Raw genomic sequence first — 18,905 nt, forward strand, 5'->3', positions numbered from 1 at the left:
GCGGGGCGCGGCGCGCGCGCGTCGGCGGGATGACGCACGCAGAAGGGCGGCGTGCGAATGTACTATTGCGCATGGTGCATCCGCGCCTGTCGATTGCATCGGCCGCACGCGATCATCGCGTGCATGCGCCAGCCGGCGCAGGTCGACGCGTATCGGCGCGGAGGCGGCCGGCCGGACAACGATGTCGACCAAGTGGACCACCGATCAATGGACGAACGAGTCAACGAACAGGCGCTCAAGTCGCATACCGACCGGCGCCAGCTGCACCAGATCATCGCGGGGCTCACCGAGGGCGTGATCCTCATCGAACCCGACCAGCGCATCGTGTGGGCGAACGAAGCCGCCCTTGCGATGCACGGCGTCACCGAGCTTGCCGAACTCGGCGCGGACGTCACCGAGTATCGCGAGCGTTTCAGGCTGCGCTACCGGAACAACCACCCGGTGCGCGACGGCCACTATCCGATGGATCGCGTGATTGCCGGCGAGGAGTTCAGCGACGTGACGGTCGAAGTCGAATCGGCCGCCGACGAGAACGTGAGCTGGGTTCACCGGATCCGCAGCCTCGTGCTGACGAACGCGGCCGGCGAGCCCGACTGCCTCGCGCTCGTGCTGCACGATGCGACCGAATGGGCGAGCGCGGAGGACCGCTTCGAGCGCACGTTCAATGCGAACCCGGCGCCGGCCGTGATCTGCCGGCTCGACGACCTGCGCTACGTGAAGGTCAATCAAGGCTTCCTCGAGATGACGGGCCATGCGCGCGACGACGTGCTCGGCCGCTCCGTGTACGAAGTCGACGTGCTCGAACAGGCCGAGCGGCGCGAGCTTGCGATCGAACGGCTGGCCGAGGGCGCGACGATCCCGCAGATGGAGGCCGTGCTCAAGCGCGCGGACGGTGGCACGAAGGCGGTGGTGGTCGCCGGGCAGCCGATCGACATGAACGGCGAGGCGTGCATGCTGTTCACGTTCATGGATCTCGAGCCGCGCAAGCAGGCCGAACTCGCGCTGCGGCAGAGCGAGGAGCGTTTCGCGAAGGCGTTCCGGATGACGCCGGTCGCGACCGCGATCGTCACGGTCGATCGCTTCGAGCTGCTCGACGTGAACGATGCGTTCGTCGCGATGGCCGGCCATGCGCGCGACGATCTGCTCGGCAGGTCCGCGGACGAGATCGGGCTATGGGCCGAACGCGGCGCCCGGCAGCACATCGACAGCGAACTCGCGCGCGACGGCAACGTGCGCAACGCGGACGTGCAGATCCGCACGCGCGACGGCGACGTACGCGATTGCGTGATGTCGGCCGAACCGGTCGCGATTCACGGCCAGGATTGCCTGCTGATCGCGCTGCTCGACATCAGCGATCGCAAGCGCACCGAGATGGAACTCGTCTATGCGATCGAGACGGCGATGCAGGACGCGTCGTGGTTCAGCCGCACGCTGATCGAGAAACTGGCGAACGTGCGGCGCGCGAATGCGCCGGACGCGGGCGCGCAGCTGTCGGATCTCACCGCGCGCGAGCGCGACGTGTTCGACCTGCTGTGTCACGGCCTCGCCGACAAGGAGATCGCCGCTCGCCTCGGGCTCGCGCCGAACACGGTGCGCAATCACGTCGCGACGATCTACGCGAAGCTCGACGTGCATAGTCGCGGCGAGGCGATCGTATGGGCGCGCGAACGCGGGATCGTCGGCGCGCCCGATGCGAACGGTGCGCGCGGCGATAAAGGTGCCGATAAAGGCGGCGCCAACGGCACGGACTGACGCCCGGCATCCGGCCATCGGTGCGAATGCACCATGCGGGCTGGTGCATCCGCATCTGCCGCGTGCGCCGCGCGGCTGCGATCCTGTCCACTCGGCGGTGCGGCGCGGGCCGCCGCGCCGCCGGCTCTCCCCAACTCATCGCAGGAGACGACCATGGACAGGAATCGCATCGAAGGCAAGCTCAAACAAGTGAGAGGTTCGGTCAAGGAAGCGCTCGGCAAGGTGACGGGCGATCGCGAGACGGAAGCGGAAGGCGTGGCGGAACAACAGGCCGGCAAGGTCCAGGAGAAGGCCGGCGAGGCGGCCGACGCGGTGCGCGAGCACACCGGCACCGACCGGCATTGACCCGCGCCCCGGCGCGACCGACCTGAGCGCGCGATATGCCGGGCGTTGCCGCTGCCCGATATGGCGATGATTCTCCATCGGCATGACCGGCGCGACCGCGGCCCACGCGCGAGGCGTGCGTCCCGCCGGTGTTTCCTCTTCCCGGCCCGCCATCGCGTGGGCCGCGTGCCGGCCCCAGCGCCGGCACTTGATGACAATTCCTCACAACATAGTTCCGATATTTCGTTTGCTGCACGCGTATTGGCTACCCACAATCGGTTCACCTCTTTCGCGCTGACAGGTTCCCCGGAGACGGAACCGCGGTGATCGACGGGCGAGCGATGTGCGTTCGGCAATGCCCCCGTCGACAGAAAACATCACCGGCACGCAGGAGGTCGCCGGCGCGCGATGGTCGCGTGCCGCATCCCGACCCATAGAAGAAGGATTGGCCGATGATGTTCCGCATTCGTTCGCTTTCCGGCATTGCACTGACCGCCGCGATCCTCGCGTTCCAGACGGGCGCGGCCCACGCGCAGGAAACGGTCGTCAAGGTTGGCGTGGCCGTGCCGCTGACCGGCGGCGGCGCCGCATACGGCAAGGACATCGAGAACGGCGTGCGCATGGCCGTCGACGAGGCGAACGCGGCTCACACGACGATCGGCGGCAAGCCGGTGAAGTTCGTCGTCGCGTCGCAGGACGACCAGAGCGATCCGCGCATCGGCGTGCAGGCTGCGCAGCAGCTGACCGACGCGCAGGTGGCCGTCGTGATCGGCCACTTCAATTCCGGCACGACGTTGCCCGCATCGAAGATCTACGCGAAGGCCGGCATTCCGATGATCACGCCGTCGGCGACCAATCCCGACATCACGCGCGCCGGCCTCGGCACCGTGTATCGCGTGATCGCGACCGACGCGCAAAACGCCGGCAATGCCGGTGCGTATGCGGCGAGCGTGACCAAGGCGAAGCGCATCGCGATCATCGACGACCGCACCGCGTTCGGCCAGGGCGAAGCCGACGAATTCGAGAAAGCCGCGAAGGCGAACGGCGGCACGATCGTCGCGCGCGAATTCACGAACGACAAGGCCGTCGACTTCAGCGCGCAGCTCACCAAGATCAAGAGCACGAATGCCGACCTCGTGTTCTTCGGCGGCCTCGACGCGCAGTCGGCGATGCTGGTCAAGCGCATGCGCCAGCTCGGCATTCGTGCGCAGTTCCTGGCCGGCGGCGGCGTGATGAACGCGAACTTCATCAAGCTCGCCGGCAACGCGGCCGAAGGCGCGGCCGTGTGGGAATACGGGCAGCCGCTCGCGCGTCTTGCGAAGGGCAAGCAGTTCGAAACGAAATTCAGGCAGAAATACGGCGTCGACATGCTCGCGTATGCGCCGTTTGCGTACGACGCGACGTGGATCGCGATCAACGCGATGCAGAAGGCGAACTCGACCAAGCCGGCCGATTTCAACGGCGCGCTGAAGGGCACGCGCTACGACGGCATCACCGGCACGATCGCGTTCACGAACACGGGCGACCTGAAGAACCCGAGCTCGACGCTGTATGAAGTGAAGAACGCCGCGTGGCAGCCCGTCACCACGCAAACGGCGGACTGAATAACCGAACGCGCGCGGACTTTCGCGGCGATGCAGCACGTGCTGAAATAGCCGAAGCGACCCGATGCGGTCGCGGCGCACGTCGGGCGCTTCGCCGGATGGTTCGCACGCACGGCGCCGCGCGCGACGCGGCACGAACAACCTTCGGGCGCGGCCGGCCGGTCGCGCCTTTCACGTGCAACTGGAGTCAGTCGTGAGTTCTCAAGTCGTCATCGTCGGCGGTGGTGTGATCGGCAGCTCGATCGCCTATTTCCTGCGTGCTACCGATCCGACGGTGTCCGTGACCGTCATCGAACGCGATCCCACCTATGCGAAATCGTCGTCGGCGCTGTCGGCCGCGTCGATTCGTCAGCAGTTCTCGACGCCGCTGTCGATCGAGATGTCGCTGTTCGGGATCGATTTCCTGCGCACGCTCGGCGAGCGGCTCGAGGTCGACGGCACGCGGCCGTCGATCGATCTGCATGAAGGCGGTTACCTGTTTCTCGCGACGCCGGCGGGCGATGCGACGCTGCGCGAGAACCATGCGTTGCAGACGAAGCTCGGCGCCGATATCCGGCTGATGGACCGCGACGCGCTGCGCGCGAAGTTTCCGTGGCTGAACGTCGACGATCTCGTGTCGGGCGCCTACGGCGTGAGCGGCGAAGGCTGGTTCGACGGATACGGGCTCGTGCAGGCACTGCGCAAGAAGGCGCAGGCGCTGGGCGCCCGGTATGTGCCGGCCGATGTGACCGGCGTCGTTCGCGACGGCCGCAAGGTCACGCACGTGGTGACCCACGATGGCGAGCGCTACGCATGCGACACGCTCGTCAACGCGGCCGGTGCATGGACGCGCACGCTGTCGTCGATGATGGGCATCGACATTCCGGTGTATGCGCGGCGTCGCAGCATCTTCAACGTGTCGTCGCCGGCCAAGCTCACCGATTGCCCGCTGCTGATCGATCCGACGGGCGTGTATTTCCGGCCGGAAGGGCGCACGTACATCTGCGGGACGTCGCCGAGCCCGGATCGCGACCCCGACGACCTGCCGCTCGACGAAGTCGATCACGAGCTGTTCGACGAGGTGATCTGGCCGACGCTCGCGAATCGCGTGCCGGCGTTCGAAGCGCTGCGTGTGGAGAACTGCTGGTCGGGGTACTACGAGTACAACGTGTTCGATCACAACGCGATCATCGGGTATCACCCCGAGCTCGACAACGTCGTGTTCGCGAACGGGTACAGCGGGCACGGGCTGCAGCAGGGGCCCGCGACGGGGCGTGGCGTCAGTGAACTGATCCTGGGCGGGCGATATGAATCGCTCGACCTGTCGTCGCTCGGCTGGGAGCGTGTGCTCGAAAACCGGCCGATCGTCGAAAAGAACGTCGTGTAGCGCGGCGTGACCGCCCGGTGTGCGATGGGCGGGATTCTCCTTGTGTCTCAATCTGATTGGCCCGGCTTTGCCGGGCTTTTTTTCGGAACGCGGAGGCGATGCGGGATACGCCATTCTCGCGCGCGCCGCTCACGCCAGCAGGCACGCGATCAGCTCGTGGGTCGTGCGTACCTCGTATTTCCTCAACAGGCTCGCGCGATGAATATCGACCGTGCGCGGGCTGATGCTCAGTTCCTTGCCGATTTCCTTGCTGGTGAGCCCGTGGACCAGGAATGCCGCGACGTCGCGTTCGCGATCGGTCAGGGTGCTGGTGACGTCGGGATGCTTTGCGTTCTCCGACATGTCGGTGAAGGTCCAGATGGCCAGCTCGAACGGCCGCTTCGGGTTGTAGCCGAAGCCGCACACGGTGACCCAGAAATGGCTGCCGTCGACGCGACGCATGATGCGGTCGTCGCTGAAGCCCGCATGTTTCGCGAGCAGCGGCGCGAGGCGGCGGCCGGTCGTCGCGAAGTCCTTCTGCTGCGGATACAGCTTCGCGAACGACTGGTCGATGATGTCGTCGCGGGTTGCCCGGAACAGTTGCAGCGCCTTCTCGTTGCAGTCGACCATGATGCGTTCTCGCGCGACGATGGCCGCGACGGGCAGGTGCCTGAAGAGATCTTCGTAGTCGAGGCGCGGCGTCGTGTCGGTCATGGTCGGCATCTTGTCGACGGTCCGAACCGTGTTCGGACAAGGCTATCGTGCGGGTTCGCTCCCGTCGGATTGTAGCGCTTGCGCGGGCCGAGGCCCGACATGAAAGACACAGCAGTCGTGCCCTTCACCCGCGCACCGGACTTCCGCGGAATGCGCGCGCGGGCCCTTGATCGCAGTGTCGGCGGCGGTGTCGTTGACCCAGTCCATCGCGCCGGCGAACCAGCCCGCGAACATGTAGCAGAGCTTGCCGTGCTTGCCGGGCTGCGCCAGCACGAACGACGAATGGTGCAGATGGATGCACGCGTGCGCCGTCGCCGGATCGGCTTCGGCGATGCTGAACATGCCCCAGCCGCGCTGCGACAGCCGCTTCAGATAATGCTCGAACACGGCCATGCCTTCGATGCCGTGCAGCTTCGCTTCCTTGTCGCACCAGTGGTAAGCGGACTTGTAGCCGGCCTTGTAGAGGATCTCGGCGTATGCCTCGACGCCCAGTGCTTCCTCGACGGCGACGTGATTGTTCGTGAAGAAGTGGCGCGGCACGTACAGCATCGGCAGCGCGTCGGTGGTCCAGACGCCGGTGTCCGGATCGACGTCGATGGGCAATTGAGGTTGCATGGCGGATGCGTACGCGTCGTGCGATTCAAGCATTCCAGACTTCGCCGAACACGCGCAGCCAGTTCTCGCCCATTACTTTCCGGATGCGCGATTCGCTCCAGCCGGCGCGTTGCATCGCGGCCGTCAGGTTAGGAAATTCGCCGATCGTACGGATTCCTTCCGGATTGACGACCTTGCCGAAGTCCGTCAGGCGACGATAGCGGCCCTTGTCGTGCGTGATCCAGTCGAAGAACTCGGTGCTGTAGCCCTGGGTGAAGTCCGTGCCGATCCCGACCTTGTCTTCGCCGATCACGTCGATCACGTATTCGATCGCTTCCAGATAATCGTCGATGGTTGCATCGGCACCGCGTCGCAGGAACGGCATGAACATCGTGACGCCCACGAAGCCGTTCGCTTCCGCGATCTCGCGCAGTTGATCGTCCGTCTTGTTGCGCGGATGCGCTTTCAACGCGGCCGGGCAGCAGTGCGAGTAGGTGACCGGCCGCTTCGAACAGGCGATCGCGTCGGACGACGTCTTCGCGCCCACGTGCGAGAGATCCACCATGATGCCGACCCGGTTCATCTCCTGGATCACTTCGCGGCCGTATCCGGACAGCCCGCCATCCGGTTCGTAGGAGCCCGTGCCGACGAGGTTCTGCGTGTTGTAGCAGAGCTGGACCACGTTCACGCCGAGTTCCTTGAACACCTCGATGTAGCCGAGATTGTCCTCGAACGCATGCGCGTTCTGGAAGCCGAGAATGATGCCCGTCTTGTTCTCCCGCTTCGCGCGCAGGATGTCGTCCGTCGTGCGCACGAGCATGAGGATTTCGCCGTGCTCGCGGATCTGCTGCTTCATCTCCACGATGTTGTCGATCGTCTTCTGGAAGTCTTCCCACACGGAGACCGTGCAGTTGACGGCCGTGACGCCGCCCTTGCGCATGTCTTCGAACACCGAACGCTCGAACCGGGAAATGTTCAGGCCATCGATGATGATGCTGGAGTCGTGAAGGCGGGTCATGGTGTTTGCCTGTGCGTCGAGCGCTTGCGGACGGGGAGCGGCCGCGCGCGCTCAAACGGCGCGTTCGACGCCGCGCTTGGCGGCGCGAGCGGCACTCGCGGTCGCCGGGCCGGCTTCCTCGAGTGCCGTCTTCGACGTTTCCGGCAGGGCCAGGCCGCCGATCATCGCGAAGATCGACACGGCGATCAGGTAGTACGCCGGCGACAGGTTGGTGCCGGTCGCGGCGATCAGCCACGTGGCGACGAGCGGCGCGGTACCGCCGAAGATCGTGTACGCGAGGTTGTACGTGATCGCCGATGCCGTGTAGCGCGTCTTCGTCGCGAAGACTTCCGACATCAGCGGTGCCGTCACCACGCCCGAGAACACCGCGCCGATCGCCAGCAGCGCGACGCCGATCAGCGATTGCGACAGCACGCCCGAGCCGCCGAGCGAGAACGCCGGATAGACCGACACGATGATGAAGATGCCGGTGGTGGCGATTGTCGCGCGCCGGCCGACGAGGTCGGAGAAGAAGCCGGCGACCGGGCACAGCGCCGCGGCGAAGAAGAGTGCGAGCACCGTCACGAGAAGCGACGTGCCGCGCGACAGGTGACCGGCCACTTGAAGATAGGTCGCGAAATACGTCGTGAACGTGTAGAACGACAGCGCCGTCACGGACACGAACGCGCCGAGCTTCAGGATGTTCCACGACTGCGAATGCAGCGTTTCCATCAGCGGCGCATGCGCGATGTCGTGCTTGCCTTCGAGCGCCTGGAACGCGGGCGTTTCGTTCAGGTTGACACGCAGGTAGACGCCGATGAGGCCGACCGGTGCGGCGATCAGGAACGGCACGCGCCAGCCCCAGTCGACCATTGCCTGCGACGACAGCGACGATTCGAGCAGGTAGGCAACGACCGCCGCGCACGCGAACGACGAGAACGTCGATACCGGCACGAAGCTGCCGAAGAACGCGCGGCGGCGGCGCGGCGCGTGTTCCATCACGTACGCGCACGCGCCGGCGTATTCGCCGCCGGCCGAGAATCCCTGCACGCAGCGAATGATCGTGAGCAGCAACGGTGCCCAGTAGCCGATGCTCGCGTAGGTCGGCAGCAGACCGATCAACGTCGTCGAGCCGGCCATCATCAGGATCGTCAGCGCCAGGGTGCGCTTGCGTCCGATCCGGTCGCCGATCACGCCGAAGACGAGGCCGCCGAGCGGGCGGAATGCGAAGGCGACCGCGAAGACGGCGAATGTCTTCAGGAGCCCGATCGTCGGGTCGCCGCTGGGGAAGAATTCGCGCGTCAGGATGGTGGCGAGAAAGCCGTATGCGGCGAAATCGAACCATTCGACGAAATTGCCGATCGATGCTGCGGCGATCACGCGTCGCAGCGTGCCGGTATCGACGTCCTGGGTGGTCATGGTCGTGTCCTCTTCGTGTGGGCGCTTGGATTCGCGTCGAAAACCATGGTAGGGATGCCAATTACCTAGGTCCATACGTGTCAATTACCTAGGTAATCGGGCCGAACGGGCGGCGCGGCCGATCTGGATTCGCCCCCGCCCGGAGTTGCATAAGGGAGCGCGGAGGCTAGACTGGAAGTTCCCCATGCAACCCATGGAGCGAGACATGACCACGATCTACGTCGTGAAGACCGGCCTGCAGTATCTCTGCACCGGCGAGGACGGCGACATCGGCATGGCCCCGGCAATCGAGGAAGCCATGTCCTTTCTGTCGTACGACGAAGCGCAAAAGGTAGCAAGCGAGAATGCCGATCCGGGGTACGAGATTCTGGTGGTCGATATCGTTTGCCGCTGATGGGGCGTTTCGTGGCGAGGGCTCGATGACGGAAGATGCCTCGGGCGCGCATGCATCCTGGACCAGGTGCGGCGTCGCTTCCGGGCGGCCATCAACGCATGCATGGATGCGGCGACACACGTGTAGTCACCCATGACAACTGCCACGACCGCGAACCACCGTGAAGCGCCAACACGGACCTGTCGAAAACTCTCCCACGCGCGGCACGGCCGCATAACGTCCGTCATTCGATGATCGAGCCGCACGCGATATTGTTTGTCGATATCGAGCGCGTTTAGCCAATCATGTGGCCCTTGGGCTACATCGACGCCCGCTTCATCAATTTTTGTATCCCAGAGGATACAAAATACCAGATGGCAACTTGTGTCTCTGGGGCTACAATATAGCTTGGTCCACTTATTTTAGATGCCCCGGGGCTACAAATGACCACATTGGCCGATGTCGGAGAGATGCTGAAAGAGGCGCGCAGCGCGGTGGGGCTTTCCCAGAGAGAACTCGCGGAGCGCGCCGGCATCGCGCGTACGACGCTTGCCCGTATGGAGACGCTTGCACGAGGCGACATGAGCGTATCCGCGCTGGTGCGCCTGCTTGAGGCAGCCGGCTACGATCTGCGCATGGTGCGGCGCGGACATCAGCGCACGCTGGACGATGTTCTGGCCGAACAGCGCAAGACCGAGGACTGACGAGATGCGCCTTAACGTCCATGTCAAGGGCAAGCTTGTCGCTCATCTCAATCGTCAGGCGGACGATTATGCGTTGCGCTACACCGACGATGCGACCGCCGACAACTTTGTCGGCTTGACGATGCCCGTTCGCGAAAATGCATGGGTGTGGCCTCGAGACTTGCATCCCTTCTTTCGCCAGAACTTGCCGGAAGGTTTTCTCCTTCAGGTGATTCGTGAGCAGTTCGGTCCTTATCTGGACGGAACGGACCTTTCGCTATTGGCTGTTATCGGAAGCTCGGGCATTGGCCGCGTGACCGTCTCACCCGAAGGAGGCGTACCGGGTGGCGAGCTCGAACCGATCGATCTCAAGCGCCTGCTGCACGAGGACATGACGACCGATCACTTCGCAGAACTGGTGCGGTACTACGCTCGCGCGGCGATTTCCGGAGCCGTGCCCAAGTTCCTCGCGCCTGAATCCTCATCGTTCCAGACGCCTGTTGGCAAGCAGACACTGCGCACGAGCAGGCACATCATCAAAGGCTCCGATGAGCAAACGCCGTATCTGGGCTTCAACGAACATTACTCGATGCAGGTGCTGGCCAGGCTGGGCGTCGCCCGCGTCGCGAATACCACGATGTCGGACGATGGTCGCGTGCTCGTCGTCGATCGTTTCGACGTGGACGAGCAAGGCAAACCGGCGTATGGCGTGGAAGACGCGTGCAGCCTGCTTGGCCTGCCTCCGCACGAGAAGTACCGTCCGTCAATGGAACAGGTTGTCAACGCAACGAAACCATACGTCCACGCTGCAAATTGGAGGCGGCAGGCCGAACAGCTAGGCTGGCTGATCATCACCAACCATGTGGTGCGTAACGCGGACTGCCATGCCAAGAACATTGCTCTCCTGTACTCGGGCATCGATGATGTTCTCTACACCCCCGCCTATGACATCGTCACCACGGAGGCTTACCCGCGCTTTGCGAACAATCCGCCCGCGCTGAGCATCGACGGTCGCAAGACATGGGCACCGGGAAAGACGCTGGAGCGTTTCTTCAACACCCGGCTCGGCATCCCGCCGAAGCAATATCGCGAGATGGTCGAGGCGCTGTGCGATTCGGCCGTGTCCACCGGGAAGGCAGTCGCCGAAGCGGCAAAAAACGACACGCGGTGGCACTGGGTGGCAAGACAGATGCTGCATGCGTGGAACGAAGGGATGGCGTCGCTACGGAGTGCCAAACCGCAGGCGGCACTGAGGGCTCTCACACCGGTGATTGATGGCGCCGGTTTCTCGGATGCGGACAAGGCCGACAATGGAAGAGAAGTGATCGGGCGCTCGGAATTGCTTGGAGAGCGCGGGAAAAGGGGGTGACGCTTGGACAGGTCTTCGCCGTGATCCCGGATTGGATCAATTTCCCTACAGATCTGTTCCTTGTCAATGATGGTTGGCAGCGGTGCTTATCCAGGTACCCATTTGATGACCAAACCGCAAGACCTAGTGCATAGATATCGTTTGCCGCAGCGTTAATGACTATCGACAATCGTGGCTCGAATTCCCGCCATTGCGCCTGAAGCGCCTTGGCGGGCGGCACCTGTCGGCTATCCCGGCCGTCGCCGCCATCCAGCTCACGATTACATGTACGCGTTCACGCCCTCATTCCAGAATCCCGCCGGTTCGCCGATCCGCGAGCTCTTCAAGTATCTCTCCGAACCGGGGATGATTTCGTTCGCGGGCGGCTACCCGGCCAGCGACCTGTTCGACATCGACGGCTTGAACACAGCCGCCGAACGCGCGTACGCGCAGCCGGTCCGCTGCCTGCAATACGGCCCGACCGACGGTCTCGCCGAATTGAAGCAGCAACTGATCGCACTGATGGCGCGCCGCAACGTGACGTGCACGCCGGCCGAACTGCTCGTCACGACCGGCTCGCAACAGGGCCTCGATCTGCTGTTGCGCGTGATGGTCGCGCCGGGCGACGTCGTGCTGACCGAGCAACCGGCGTATCCGGCCACGCTGTCGGCGATGCGTCTGCAGCAGGCGCGCATCGTGACGATCCCCGTCGACGGCGATGGCCTCGACGTCGATCGCCTCGCATCGCAACTCGCATCCGGCGCGATCGTGCAGCCGAAGCTGCTCTATACGGTGCCGACCTTCGCGAATCCGACCGGCGCGACGCTCGCGCGCGAACGCCGGCTGAAGCTGCTGCGTCTCGCGGTGCAATACCGTTTCCTGATCGTCGAGGACGATCCGTACGGCGACCTGCGTTTCGCGGGCGAACCCGTGCCGTCGATGCTCGCGCTGTCGAACGAAGTCGAAGGCGCGCGCGACTGGATCGTGCACTTCGCGAGCCTGTCGAAAATCGTCGCGCCGGGGCTGCGCGTGGGCTGGACGATCGCACCGGCCGAAATCGCGCGCCGCTGCGTGATCGCGAAGCAGACCGTCGACCTGTGCAGCACGCCGTGGACGCAGGCCACCGCCGCCGAGTATCTCGCCGATGGCGCGCTCGAACGTCATCTGCCGCGCATCACGGCGGCGTACAAGCGCAAGTGCGATGCGATGTGCGACGCGCTGCGCGACGGCTTCGGCGATGCGATCGCATTCCACCGTCCCGAAGGCGGGATGTTCGTGTGGGCGCGGATCGGCGCGGTGTCGTCCGACGTGCTGCTGCAACAGGCAATCGCGAACAAGGTCGTCTTCGTGCCGGGCAAGGCATTCTTCGCGGACAACGTCGATGCCGCTTCGCTGCGGCTGTCATTCGCGGCGCCCGACGTCGACGCGATCCGGGAAGGCGTGGCGCGCCTCGTGCGCGCGTATGGCGCGGCACTGGCCGCGTGAGGAGGAGAGAGATATGAACATCAATGACACCGCCTGGATCAACGAAGCGCCGGGCATCGCCGCTATCGGCCCCGTCGAACACAGGTCGTCGCAGATCAGCGCGGGGCCGCAATACGTCGCCGACGTGCTCGGCCGTTTCGGCGCCGATTCGACCGACACGCGCGACGCCGCGGCGGTCGTCCTCGGCTACAACTGACCCACGCGGCGGCGGACGCGCACCGACGGCCGCGCGTGCCGCCGCCGAAACGGTTAAGCTGGCGCGATCGCACCACGCACGCGCGCCGGCTCATCATGTCCGACATCCGCATCGAATCGCTCACGCAAACGTACGACCGCGTCTGGTCGTGCCTCGCGTCCGGCGTGGGCGCGCAGCGCTCGCCGTTCACCATGCTGCAGGCCGCGACGCTCGGCCTCGACGGCGCGCCGAAGGTGCGCACGGTCGTGTTGCGGGAAGTGAGCCGCGCCGATCGTCGTTTGTCGTTCCACACCGATGCGCGCTCGGAGAAGGTCGCGGAGCTGCGCCGCGACCCACGCATCGCGATCGTCGCGAGCGATCTCGAGTCACTCGTACAGATTCGCGCGGAAGGCGTTGCGACGATATGCGACGACGAAGCGCAACGTCGCGCGGTCTGGCGATCGAACCGTCCGCACACGCTGCTGCTGTATCGCGTGCCGCTGCGCCCGGGCACGCCGATCGAGTCGCCGGAAGAGGCGCATGTGCCCGCAAGCCCGGGCACGACGCCTGTCGACGACGGTTATCAGAACTTCTGCCTGCTCCACGTCACGGTCACGCGCATCGACTGGCTCGAACTCGCGCGCAACGGCCATCGCCGCGCGGTATTCGACGTGAGCGACGACGGCTTCGAGGGCCGCTGGATCGCGCCCTGACGGCGCCGATCGCGTCTTTGCCACGAGCGCGTGCAAACCGCGCATCTCCGGAATACGTCAGGCCGCTCGAATGGGCAACGTCGTACGGCCGACGCACGCCCGAACGATCGCGCAGGCACCCTCCGCAGCGCGGCATGTTCACTTTCCACTTCACGAAAGGAAATGCCGAACGTTGTGTTCGACACCGTTTTCCCCGCTGCGTCGCCGCTTGCTTGCCACCTCCGTGGTCGCCCGCGTATCCGCGCTGCTACCCACCGTGCATATCCGCCCGCCAGCCGCGCGCGAGGTTCCGGCCGTTGCGTCACGCGCAAGCAATTCGATCGGGCCAGCGACGGCGTTGCGGGCCCGCAGGCGGCGCCGCCGCGGCCCGCGCCGGGCGTCAGCCGGCCCGCAGCTGCCCGTTTCCCACGCGATTTTGAATCGTCATGTGTCACACCGAAACGCAGATACGTTGCGATACAAAGCGTCCGGATCGTTCGGATATAAAAGCGGTGAAGCGATTCGCGTCGGTGGCGCGGTGCCATGCACCGGCGGCGCGAACGGCGATACCGGAGCGCCCGCGCGTGCAGCAGGCGTCCTTTCTTAGCGATTCGACAATGGAGAACGAGTCATGCCTGATACCGTGAACACCCGCCGCCGCCTGATCCTGGGCACGACGCTCGCCGGCCTGAGCCTTGCCGACCTCGGGTTCGGCTCGCTCGCGCACGCGCAGTCGGCCCCTGATGCGCAGACGCCGAAGCGCGCGGCCGGTGCGGCCTCGCTCGGCAAGATCCACCAGATCGACGCGGGCGTGCTGAACGTCGGGTATGCGGATCTCGGGCCGCAGGACGGCCCCGTCGTGTTCCTGCTGCACGGCTGGCCGTACGACATCTACAGCTACGCGGAAGTCGCGCCGTTGCTGACGGCGGCCGGCTATCGCGTGATCGTGCCGTATCTGCGCGGTTACGGATCGACGACGTTCCGCTCCGCCGACACCGTGCGCAATGGCCAGCAGGCGGTGACGGCCGTCGACATCGTCGCGCTGATGGACGCGCTGAAGATCGATCGCGCGGTATTCGGCGGTTACGACTGGGGCGCGCGCACGGCCGACGTCATCGCGGCATTGTGGCCGCAACGCGTGAAGGCGCTGGTGTCGGTGAGCGGTTACCTGATCGGCAGTCAGGAGGCGAACCGAAAGCCGCTGCCGCCGCAGGCGGAACTCCAGTGGTGGTATCAGTTCTACTTCGCGACCGAGCGCGGCGCGCTGGGCTACGCGGCGAACCGCGATGCGTTCAACAAGCTGATCTGGCAACTCGCGTCGCCGAAGTGGCAGTTCTCCGACGAGACCTACGCGCGCAGCGCCGCATCGTTCCAGAATCCCGACCACGTGGCCGTCGTGATCCACAACTACCGCTGGCGCCTCGGGCTCGCGAAGGGCGAGGCGCAATACGACGACATCGAGCGACGTCTCGCGGCCGGCCCGACGATCGGCGTGCCGACGATCACGATGGAAGGCGACGCGAACGGCGCGCCGCATCCGCAGCCGGCCGCGTATGCGAAGAAGTTCACGGGCAAGTACCAGCACCGCACGATTACCGGCGGCATCGGTCACAACCTGCCGCAGGAAGCGCCGCAGGCATTCGCCGACGCGATCCTGCAAGTGGAGCACCTGTGATGCGGGCCGCCTTTCGCACGATGCGTCGCGGCGCGCGGCGCGCATCGGTCGCCGGCGTGCTGCTGGCCGGTGCGTTGGCGGCCGGCGGACCGGCCGCGCTGGCGGAGCAGCCGACGCCGGCCGCATCGCCGATCTACGGCGTGACGATCCCGCCCGGCTACCGCAAGTGGGAAATGGTCGCGCCAGCGGAGGAAGCGGCACCGCTCGACGAACTGCGCGTGGTCCTCGGCAATCCCGTCGCGATTCGCGCGCTCGAGCAGTCGACGCTGCCGTTTCCCGACGGCACGATCCTCGTGAAGCTCGCGTACAAGCGCAAGCAATCGGACGAGTTCGCGCCGGCGACGGTGCCCGGGCAGGCCACGACCGTGCAGGTGATGGTGAAGGATTCGCGCCGCTATGCATCGACGGGCGGCTGGGGCTTCGGGCGCTTCATCAACGGCGTGCCGGCCGATATCGGCCAGCATCAGACCTGCTTCGCGTGCCATCAGGCGCGCGTGAAGAATCACGATTTCGTGTTCACGCGGCTCGCGCCCTGAAGTGGCCGGGTGTGACCCGGGCGGAACGGTTCGATGCAAAGGCGTGCCTCTCGCGGCACGCCTTTTTTTCATTGTGGCGGAACGAGCATGCCGCGTAACGGTTGCCGGCTTTGTATCGCACTGTATCGGCAACCGTTGCGGAAACATCGGATTGCACAACCGGCCCGTTTCGGAAACATGCCGGATACGTGAGCGGGTTCTACTGTCGACATGCAGCAAACGTTCGGTGCGACACGTTCGCACCGCATGCCGACTGATCGATACCCCAACTTCCGCCAAGGAGAAACCTCATGAAAGCCGCTCGAATCCTCGCAGTTGCCGTGCTCGCTTCGATCCCCGCGTTGTCGTTCGCCGATACCGGCCACGGCCTCACGCGCGCCGACGTGCGCGCCGATCTTGTCCGGCTCGAGAAGGCCGGCTACAACCCGGCCGGCAGCGACGCGCGTTATCCGGACGACATCGCCGCCGCACAGAACGCCGTCGCCGCCGCGCAGCAGGTCGCGCGCTCCGACCAGAACGGGCCGTCGAAGTCGCAGGGCGACAACGTGGCGGCCGCATCGGCGCCTGCCGCGCGCTACGCCGCCGTTGACCAGCGCGCCGCACGGAACGCGCGTACGGATGCTGACGACCTGTACGCCCATTCGTGATGCAGTGCCGCGCCTGCCGCACGCGCGCGGCCGAATCGAAAACACTTCGGATGAACGAGACGACAAAAGGAGCATGACGATGATCGGTTTCACGAAACGGGTTCTGGTGTCCGCGGCGGTACTCGGCGGACTGTTCGGTGCGGTCTCGGCGCAGGCCGCGCCGAAGGACGACCTGAAAGGCACGAACGTCGTGCTGGTGCACGGCGCATTCGCCGACGGGTCGAGCTGGAACCGCGTGATTCCGCTGCTCGAAGCGCGCGGCCTGCACGTCGTGTCGGTGCAGAACCCGCTGAGCTCGCTTGCCGACGACGCGGCCGCGACGAAGCGCGCGATCGACGAGCAGAAGGGCCCGGTCGTGCTGGTCGGCCATTCGTGGGCCGGTGTCGTGATCAGCGACGCCGGCAACGACGACAAGGTGAAGTCGCTCGTCTACGTCGCCGCATTCGCGCCGGACAACGGCCAGTCGATCGCCGACGTCACGCAGGGGTTGCCGGCACCGTCGTGGGCCGGCGAGTTGCGCAAGGACAGCGGCGGTTTCGCGACGCTGTCGGACAAGGCGATCGCGCAGGATTTCGCGCCGGACCTGCCGCCCGTGCAGCAGCGCGTCGTCGCGGCGACGCAAGGACCGTGGTACGGTGGCTGCATTTCGGAGAAGGTCGCGCAGGCGGCCTGGCATGCGAAGCCGTCGTCGTTCGTCATCGCGACGCAGGACCGGATGATCGATCCGGAACTGCAGGAGGCGATGGCGAAGCGGATCGGCGCGACGGTCACGCGCGTGAACGGCAGTCACGTAGCGATGCTGAGCCAGCCGAAGGCCGTGGCCGACGCGATCATCGCGGCCGCGCAGCGTGTGAAGCAGAATGCGCAGTGAGTGAGTGCGGTGCCGCATTGCGGACGATGCGGCGCCGCCGGTGATTGTGATGTCCTTTCACGAGGAGAAGTCATGACGCAGCAACTCTGGCAACTGTCGGCAACTGAAATTGCAACACGCGTGCGGCAGCGTGAAGTGTCGGCGCGGGAAGTGGCGGATGCCGCGCTGGCCCGCCTCGAAGCGGTGAATCCGGCGATCAACGCGGTGGTCGAGCATCGCCCCGACGACGTGCGGCGGCAGGCCGACGACGTCGATCGCGCGATCGCCCGCGGCGACGACCCGGGCCCGCTCGCCGGCGTGCCCGTGACGGTCAAGATCAACGTCGACGTCGCGGCATTCGCGACGACCAACGGCACGCGGTTGCAGGAAAACCTGATCGCGAGCGCCGACAGCCCGTCGGTGTCGAACCTCAGAAAGGCGGGCGCCGTGCTGCTCGGCCGCACCAATTCGCCGACGTTCGCGCTGCGCTGGTTCACGTCGAACCTCGTGCACGGCCATACATACAATCCACGCAACCGTTCGCTGACGCCCGGCGGTTCGAGCGGCGGCGCGGCGGCTGCCGTGGCTGCCGGGATCGGCGCGATCGCGCTCGGCACCGACATCGGCGGCTCGGTGCGTTATCCGGCCTATGCGTGCGGCGTGCACGGCATCCGCCCGTCGCTCGGGCGCGTGCCGGCATTCAACGCGTCGTCGCCGGAGCGTGCGATCGGCGCGCAACTGATGTCGACGACCGGGCCGATCGCGCGCACGATCGACGATCTCGCGCTGGCGCTGCGTGCGTTGGCCGCGCCGGACCTGCGCGACCCGTGGTACGTGCCGGTGCCGATCGACGGCCCCGCGGTGCCGAAGCGCGCGGCGCTGTGCGTGCGCCCGCGCGGCCTGGAGGTCGTTCCCGAGGTCGAGGCCGCGTTGCGCGATGCCGCGCGACGGCTCGTCGACGCGGGCTGGAGCGTCGACGAAATCGACGATACGCCGCCGATGCGCGAGGCCGCGCTGCTGCAGGAGCAGCTCTGGCTCGGCGATGGATTCGACGCGCTGGCGAACGCCGTCGAGAGCGACGGCGATCCAGGGGCGGCCGCGGTGATCGCCGCCGTGCGCGGCAAGGTGCGCGATCTGCCGGCCGACGTGATCAGCCGCGCGCTCGTGCGACGGACGACGCTCACGCGGCAATGGCGCCTCTTTCTCAACGACTATCCGGTGTTGTTGTTGCCGGTGTCGTCCGAGCTTCCGTTTCCCGACGATCTCGATCGACAAGGGCCGGAAGGGTTCGAGCGCGTATGGGAAGCGCAGCTCACGCTGCGGGCGCTGCCGGCGATGGGGCTACCGGGGCTCGCGGTGACCACCGCGATCGTGAACGACGTGCCGGTGGGCGTGCAAGTGGTTGCCGCGCATCATCGCGAGGATCTGTGCCTGCTCGCGGGGCGCGACATCGAGGCGCGCGGCGTGCCGATCGTGGCCATCGATCCGGCACGTTGATGCGGTGACGGGCTGGGCCGCATCGACGATGCGCGATGCCCGTCGGCCGTCGTTCGTCGAATCATCGTTTCATCGACGCGCGCCGTTCTGCCCGGCGTGCGATTTCGTTTCGGATTCCGTTGCAACGCGGCGCACGCACGTCGCGTGAAGCGTGTCGCAAGCGGTCCTTTCCCGTGCCGATCCGGGCATGTGACG

Annotated in this window: 18 protein-coding genes and 1 pseudogene; 15 read left to right on the top strand and 4 right to left on the bottom strand. The window is 65.8% G+C overall.

Annotated elements, in window-relative coordinates:
• The first annotated feature begins 207 nt into the window (after positions 1 to 207).
• The 4 genes from WS51_RS01305 to WS51_RS01320 all read left to right on the top strand — a co-directional run bounded on the left by WS51_RS01305 (position 208) and on the right by WS51_RS01320 (position 5,046).
• Complete coding sequence (locus tag WS51_RS01305) at positions 208 to 1,752, top strand: helix-turn-helix transcriptional regulator (protein ID WP_059542966.1); 1,545 nt, start codon at positions 208 to 210, stop codon at positions 1,750 to 1,752.
• 153 nt (positions 1,753 to 1,905) lie between these two features.
• On the top strand, positions 1,906 to 2,097 hold the full coding sequence (locus WS51_RS01310) for a CsbD family protein (RefSeq protein WP_059452211.1): 192 nt from the start codon (positions 1,906 to 1,908) through the stop codon (positions 2,095 to 2,097).
• A 431-nt stretch (positions 2,098 to 2,528) separates the two neighbouring features.
• Positions 2,529 to 3,680 (top strand): branched-chain amino acid ABC transporter substrate-binding protein, encoded by a 1,152-nt coding sequence (locus WS51_RS01315; protein ID WP_059503969.1) that lies wholly within the window; start codon positions 2,529 to 2,531, stop codon positions 3,678 to 3,680.
• Between the two features lie 193 nt (positions 3,681 to 3,873).
• A complete protein-coding gene (locus tag WS51_RS01320; protein WP_069228464.1) occupies positions 3,874 to 5,046 on the top strand; it encodes an NAD(P)/FAD-dependent oxidoreductase in 1,173 nt (390 codons plus the stop codon).
• A gap of 129 nt (positions 5,047 to 5,175) precedes the next feature.
• On the opposite strand, the gene WS51_RS01325 is transcribed toward WS51_RS01320, so the two are convergent.
• The 4 genes and pseudogenes from WS51_RS01325 to WS51_RS01340 all read right to left on the bottom strand — a co-directional run bounded on the left by WS51_RS01325 (position 5,176) and on the right by WS51_RS01340 (position 8,749).
• Complete coding sequence (locus tag WS51_RS01325) at positions 5,176 to 5,748, bottom strand: PAS and helix-turn-helix domain-containing protein (protein ID WP_059542964.1); 573 nt, start codon at positions 5,746 to 5,748, stop codon at positions 5,176 to 5,178.
• A gap of 33 nt (positions 5,749 to 5,781) precedes the next feature.
• A complete protein-coding gene (locus WS51_RS01330) occupies positions 5,782 to 6,354 on the bottom strand; it encodes a DUF5943 domain-containing protein (protein ID WP_060258913.1) in 573 nt (190 codons plus the stop codon).
• Positions 6,355 to 6,379: 25 nt separating this feature from the next.
• Positions 6,380 to 7,357, bottom strand: a pseudogene (locus tag WS51_RS01335) (dipeptidase); the annotation flags it as partial.
• Positions 7,358 to 7,402: 45 nt separating this feature from the next.
• Positions 7,403 to 8,749, bottom strand: coding sequence for an MFS transporter (locus WS51_RS01340; protein ID WP_059449214.1), 1,347 nt, complete (start codon positions 8,747 to 8,749; stop codon positions 7,403 to 7,405).
• A 205-nt stretch (positions 8,750 to 8,954) separates the two neighbouring features.
• Between WS51_RS01340 and WS51_RS01345 the strand changes: the two genes are divergently transcribed.
• The 11 genes from WS51_RS01345 (at position 8,955) to WS51_RS01395 (ending at position 18,710) form a co-directional block, all read left to right on the top strand.
• Positions 8,955 to 9,143, top strand: a complete 189-nt coding sequence (locus WS51_RS01345; RefSeq protein ID WP_059503962.1) for a hypothetical protein — start codon at positions 8,955 to 8,957, stop codon at positions 9,141 to 9,143.
• Positions 9,144 to 9,565: 422 nt separating this feature from the next.
• On the top strand, positions 9,566 to 9,826 hold the full coding sequence (locus WS51_RS01350; protein ID WP_059503960.1) for a helix-turn-helix domain-containing protein: 261 nt from the start codon (positions 9,566 to 9,568) through the stop codon (positions 9,824 to 9,826).
• A 4-nt stretch (positions 9,827 to 9,830) separates the two neighbouring features.
• Positions 9,831 to 11,174, top strand: a complete 1,344-nt coding sequence (locus WS51_RS01355) for a type II toxin-antitoxin system HipA family toxin (RefSeq protein WP_069228465.1) — start codon at positions 9,831 to 9,833, stop codon at positions 11,172 to 11,174.
• A gap of 264 nt (positions 11,175 to 11,438) precedes the next feature.
• The gene (locus tag WS51_RS01360; RefSeq protein WP_059503956.1) at positions 11,439 to 12,638 is read left to right on the top strand and encodes an aminotransferase-like domain-containing protein; all 1,200 of its coding nucleotides are present in this window, start codon (positions 11,439 to 11,441) and stop codon (positions 12,636 to 12,638) included.
• A 13-nt stretch (positions 12,639 to 12,651) separates the two neighbouring features.
• Positions 12,652 to 12,834: a hypothetical protein gene (locus tag WS51_RS01365; RefSeq protein WP_059542960.1), complete on the top strand. Its 183-nt coding sequence runs from the start codon at positions 12,652 to 12,654 to the stop codon at positions 12,832 to 12,834.
• A 95-nt stretch (positions 12,835 to 12,929) separates the two neighbouring features.
• Complete coding sequence (locus WS51_RS01370; protein WP_059542958.1) at positions 12,930 to 13,526, top strand: pyridoxamine 5'-phosphate oxidase family protein; 597 nt, start codon at positions 12,930 to 12,932, stop codon at positions 13,524 to 13,526.
• Between the two features lie 610 nt (positions 13,527 to 14,136).
• The gene (locus tag WS51_RS01375) at positions 14,137 to 15,180 is read left to right on the top strand and encodes an alpha/beta fold hydrolase (protein ID WP_059449210.1); all 1,044 of its coding nucleotides are present in this window, start codon (positions 14,137 to 14,139) and stop codon (positions 15,178 to 15,180) included.
• On the top strand, positions 15,180 to 15,716 hold the full coding sequence (locus WS51_RS01380) for a cytochrome P460 family protein (RefSeq protein WP_059542956.1): 537 nt from the start codon (positions 15,180 to 15,182) through the stop codon (positions 15,714 to 15,716). Before WS51_RS01375 ends, WS51_RS01380 begins: the two co-directional genes overlap by 1 nt.
• 290 nt (positions 15,717 to 16,006) lie before the next feature.
• A complete protein-coding gene (locus WS51_RS01385) occupies positions 16,007 to 16,363 on the top strand; it encodes a DUF4148 domain-containing protein (RefSeq protein ID WP_059449208.1) in 357 nt (118 codons plus the stop codon).
• A 79-nt stretch (positions 16,364 to 16,442) separates the two neighbouring features.
• Positions 16,443 to 17,234 (top strand): alpha/beta fold hydrolase, encoded by a 792-nt coding sequence (locus WS51_RS01390; protein ID WP_069229096.1) that lies wholly within the window; start codon positions 16,443 to 16,445, stop codon positions 17,232 to 17,234.
• Between the two features lie 72 nt (positions 17,235 to 17,306).
• The gene (locus tag WS51_RS01395; RefSeq protein ID WP_069228466.1) at positions 17,307 to 18,710 is read left to right on the top strand and encodes an amidase family protein; all 1,404 of its coding nucleotides are present in this window, start codon (positions 17,307 to 17,309) and stop codon (positions 18,708 to 18,710) included.
• The last annotated feature ends 195 nt before the right edge of the window (positions 18,711 to 18,905 follow it).

Origin of the sequence: Burkholderia territorii, from assembly GCF_001718335.1 — a bacterium.
In the GTDB taxonomy this organism is placed as follows: domain Bacteria; phylum Pseudomonadota; class Gammaproteobacteria; order Burkholderiales; family Burkholderiaceae; genus Burkholderia; species Burkholderia territorii.

Bases quoted from the DNA above. Each gene is read 5' to 3' on its own strand.
- WS51_RS01330 (WP_060258913.1), bottom strand. From the start codon at position 6,354: ATGCAACCTCAATTGCCCATCGACGTCGATCCGGACACCGGCGTCTGG.
- WS51_RS01385 (WP_059449208.1), top strand. From the start codon at position 16,007: ATGAAAGCCGCTCGAATCCTCGCAGTTGCCGTGCTCGCTTCGATCCCC.
- WS51_RS01315 (WP_059503969.1), top strand. From the start codon at position 2,529: ATGATGTTCCGCATTCGTTCGCTTTCCGGCATTGCACTGACCGCCGCG.
- WS51_RS01365 (WP_059542960.1), top strand. From the start codon at position 12,652: ATGAACATCAATGACACCGCCTGGATCAACGAAGCGCCGGGCATCGCC.
- WS51_RS01355 (WP_069228465.1), top strand. From the start codon at position 9,831: ATGCGCCTTAACGTCCATGTCAAGGGCAAGCTTGTCGCTCATCTCAAT.
- WS51_RS01375 (WP_059449210.1), top strand. From the start codon at position 14,137: ATGCCTGATACCGTGAACACCCGCCGCCGCCTGATCCTGGGCACGACG.
- WS51_RS01325 (WP_059542964.1), bottom strand. From the start codon at position 5,748: ATGCCGACCATGACCGACACGACGCCGCGCCTCGACTACGAAGATCTC.
- WS51_RS01305 (WP_059542966.1), top strand. From the start codon at position 208: ATGGACGAACGAGTCAACGAACAGGCGCTCAAGTCGCATACCGACCGG.
- WS51_RS01360 (WP_059503956.1), top strand. From the start codon at position 11,439: ATGTACGCGTTCACGCCCTCATTCCAGAATCCCGCCGGTTCGCCGATC.
- WS51_RS01380 (WP_059542956.1), top strand. From the start codon at position 15,180: ATGCGGGCCGCCTTTCGCACGATGCGTCGCGGCGCGCGGCGCGCATCG.
- WS51_RS01350 (WP_059503960.1), top strand. From the start codon at position 9,566: ATGACCACATTGGCCGATGTCGGAGAGATGCTGAAAGAGGCGCGCAGC.
- WS51_RS01345 (WP_059503962.1), top strand. From the start codon at position 8,955: ATGACCACGATCTACGTCGTGAAGACCGGCCTGCAGTATCTCTGCACC.
- WS51_RS01390 (WP_069229096.1), top strand. From the start codon at position 16,443: ATGATCGGTTTCACGAAACGGGTTCTGGTGTCCGCGGCGGTACTCGGC.
- WS51_RS01395 (WP_069228466.1), top strand. From the start codon at position 17,307: ATGACGCAGCAACTCTGGCAACTGTCGGCAACTGAAATTGCAACACGC.
- WS51_RS01370 (WP_059542958.1), top strand. From the start codon at position 12,930: ATGTCCGACATCCGCATCGAATCGCTCACGCAAACGTACGACCGCGTC.
- WS51_RS01310 (WP_059452211.1), top strand. From the start codon at position 1,906: ATGGACAGGAATCGCATCGAAGGCAAGCTCAAACAAGTGAGAGGTTCG.
- WS51_RS01340 (WP_059449214.1), bottom strand. From the start codon at position 8,749: ATGACCACCCAGGACGTCGATACCGGCACGCTGCGACGCGTGATCGCC.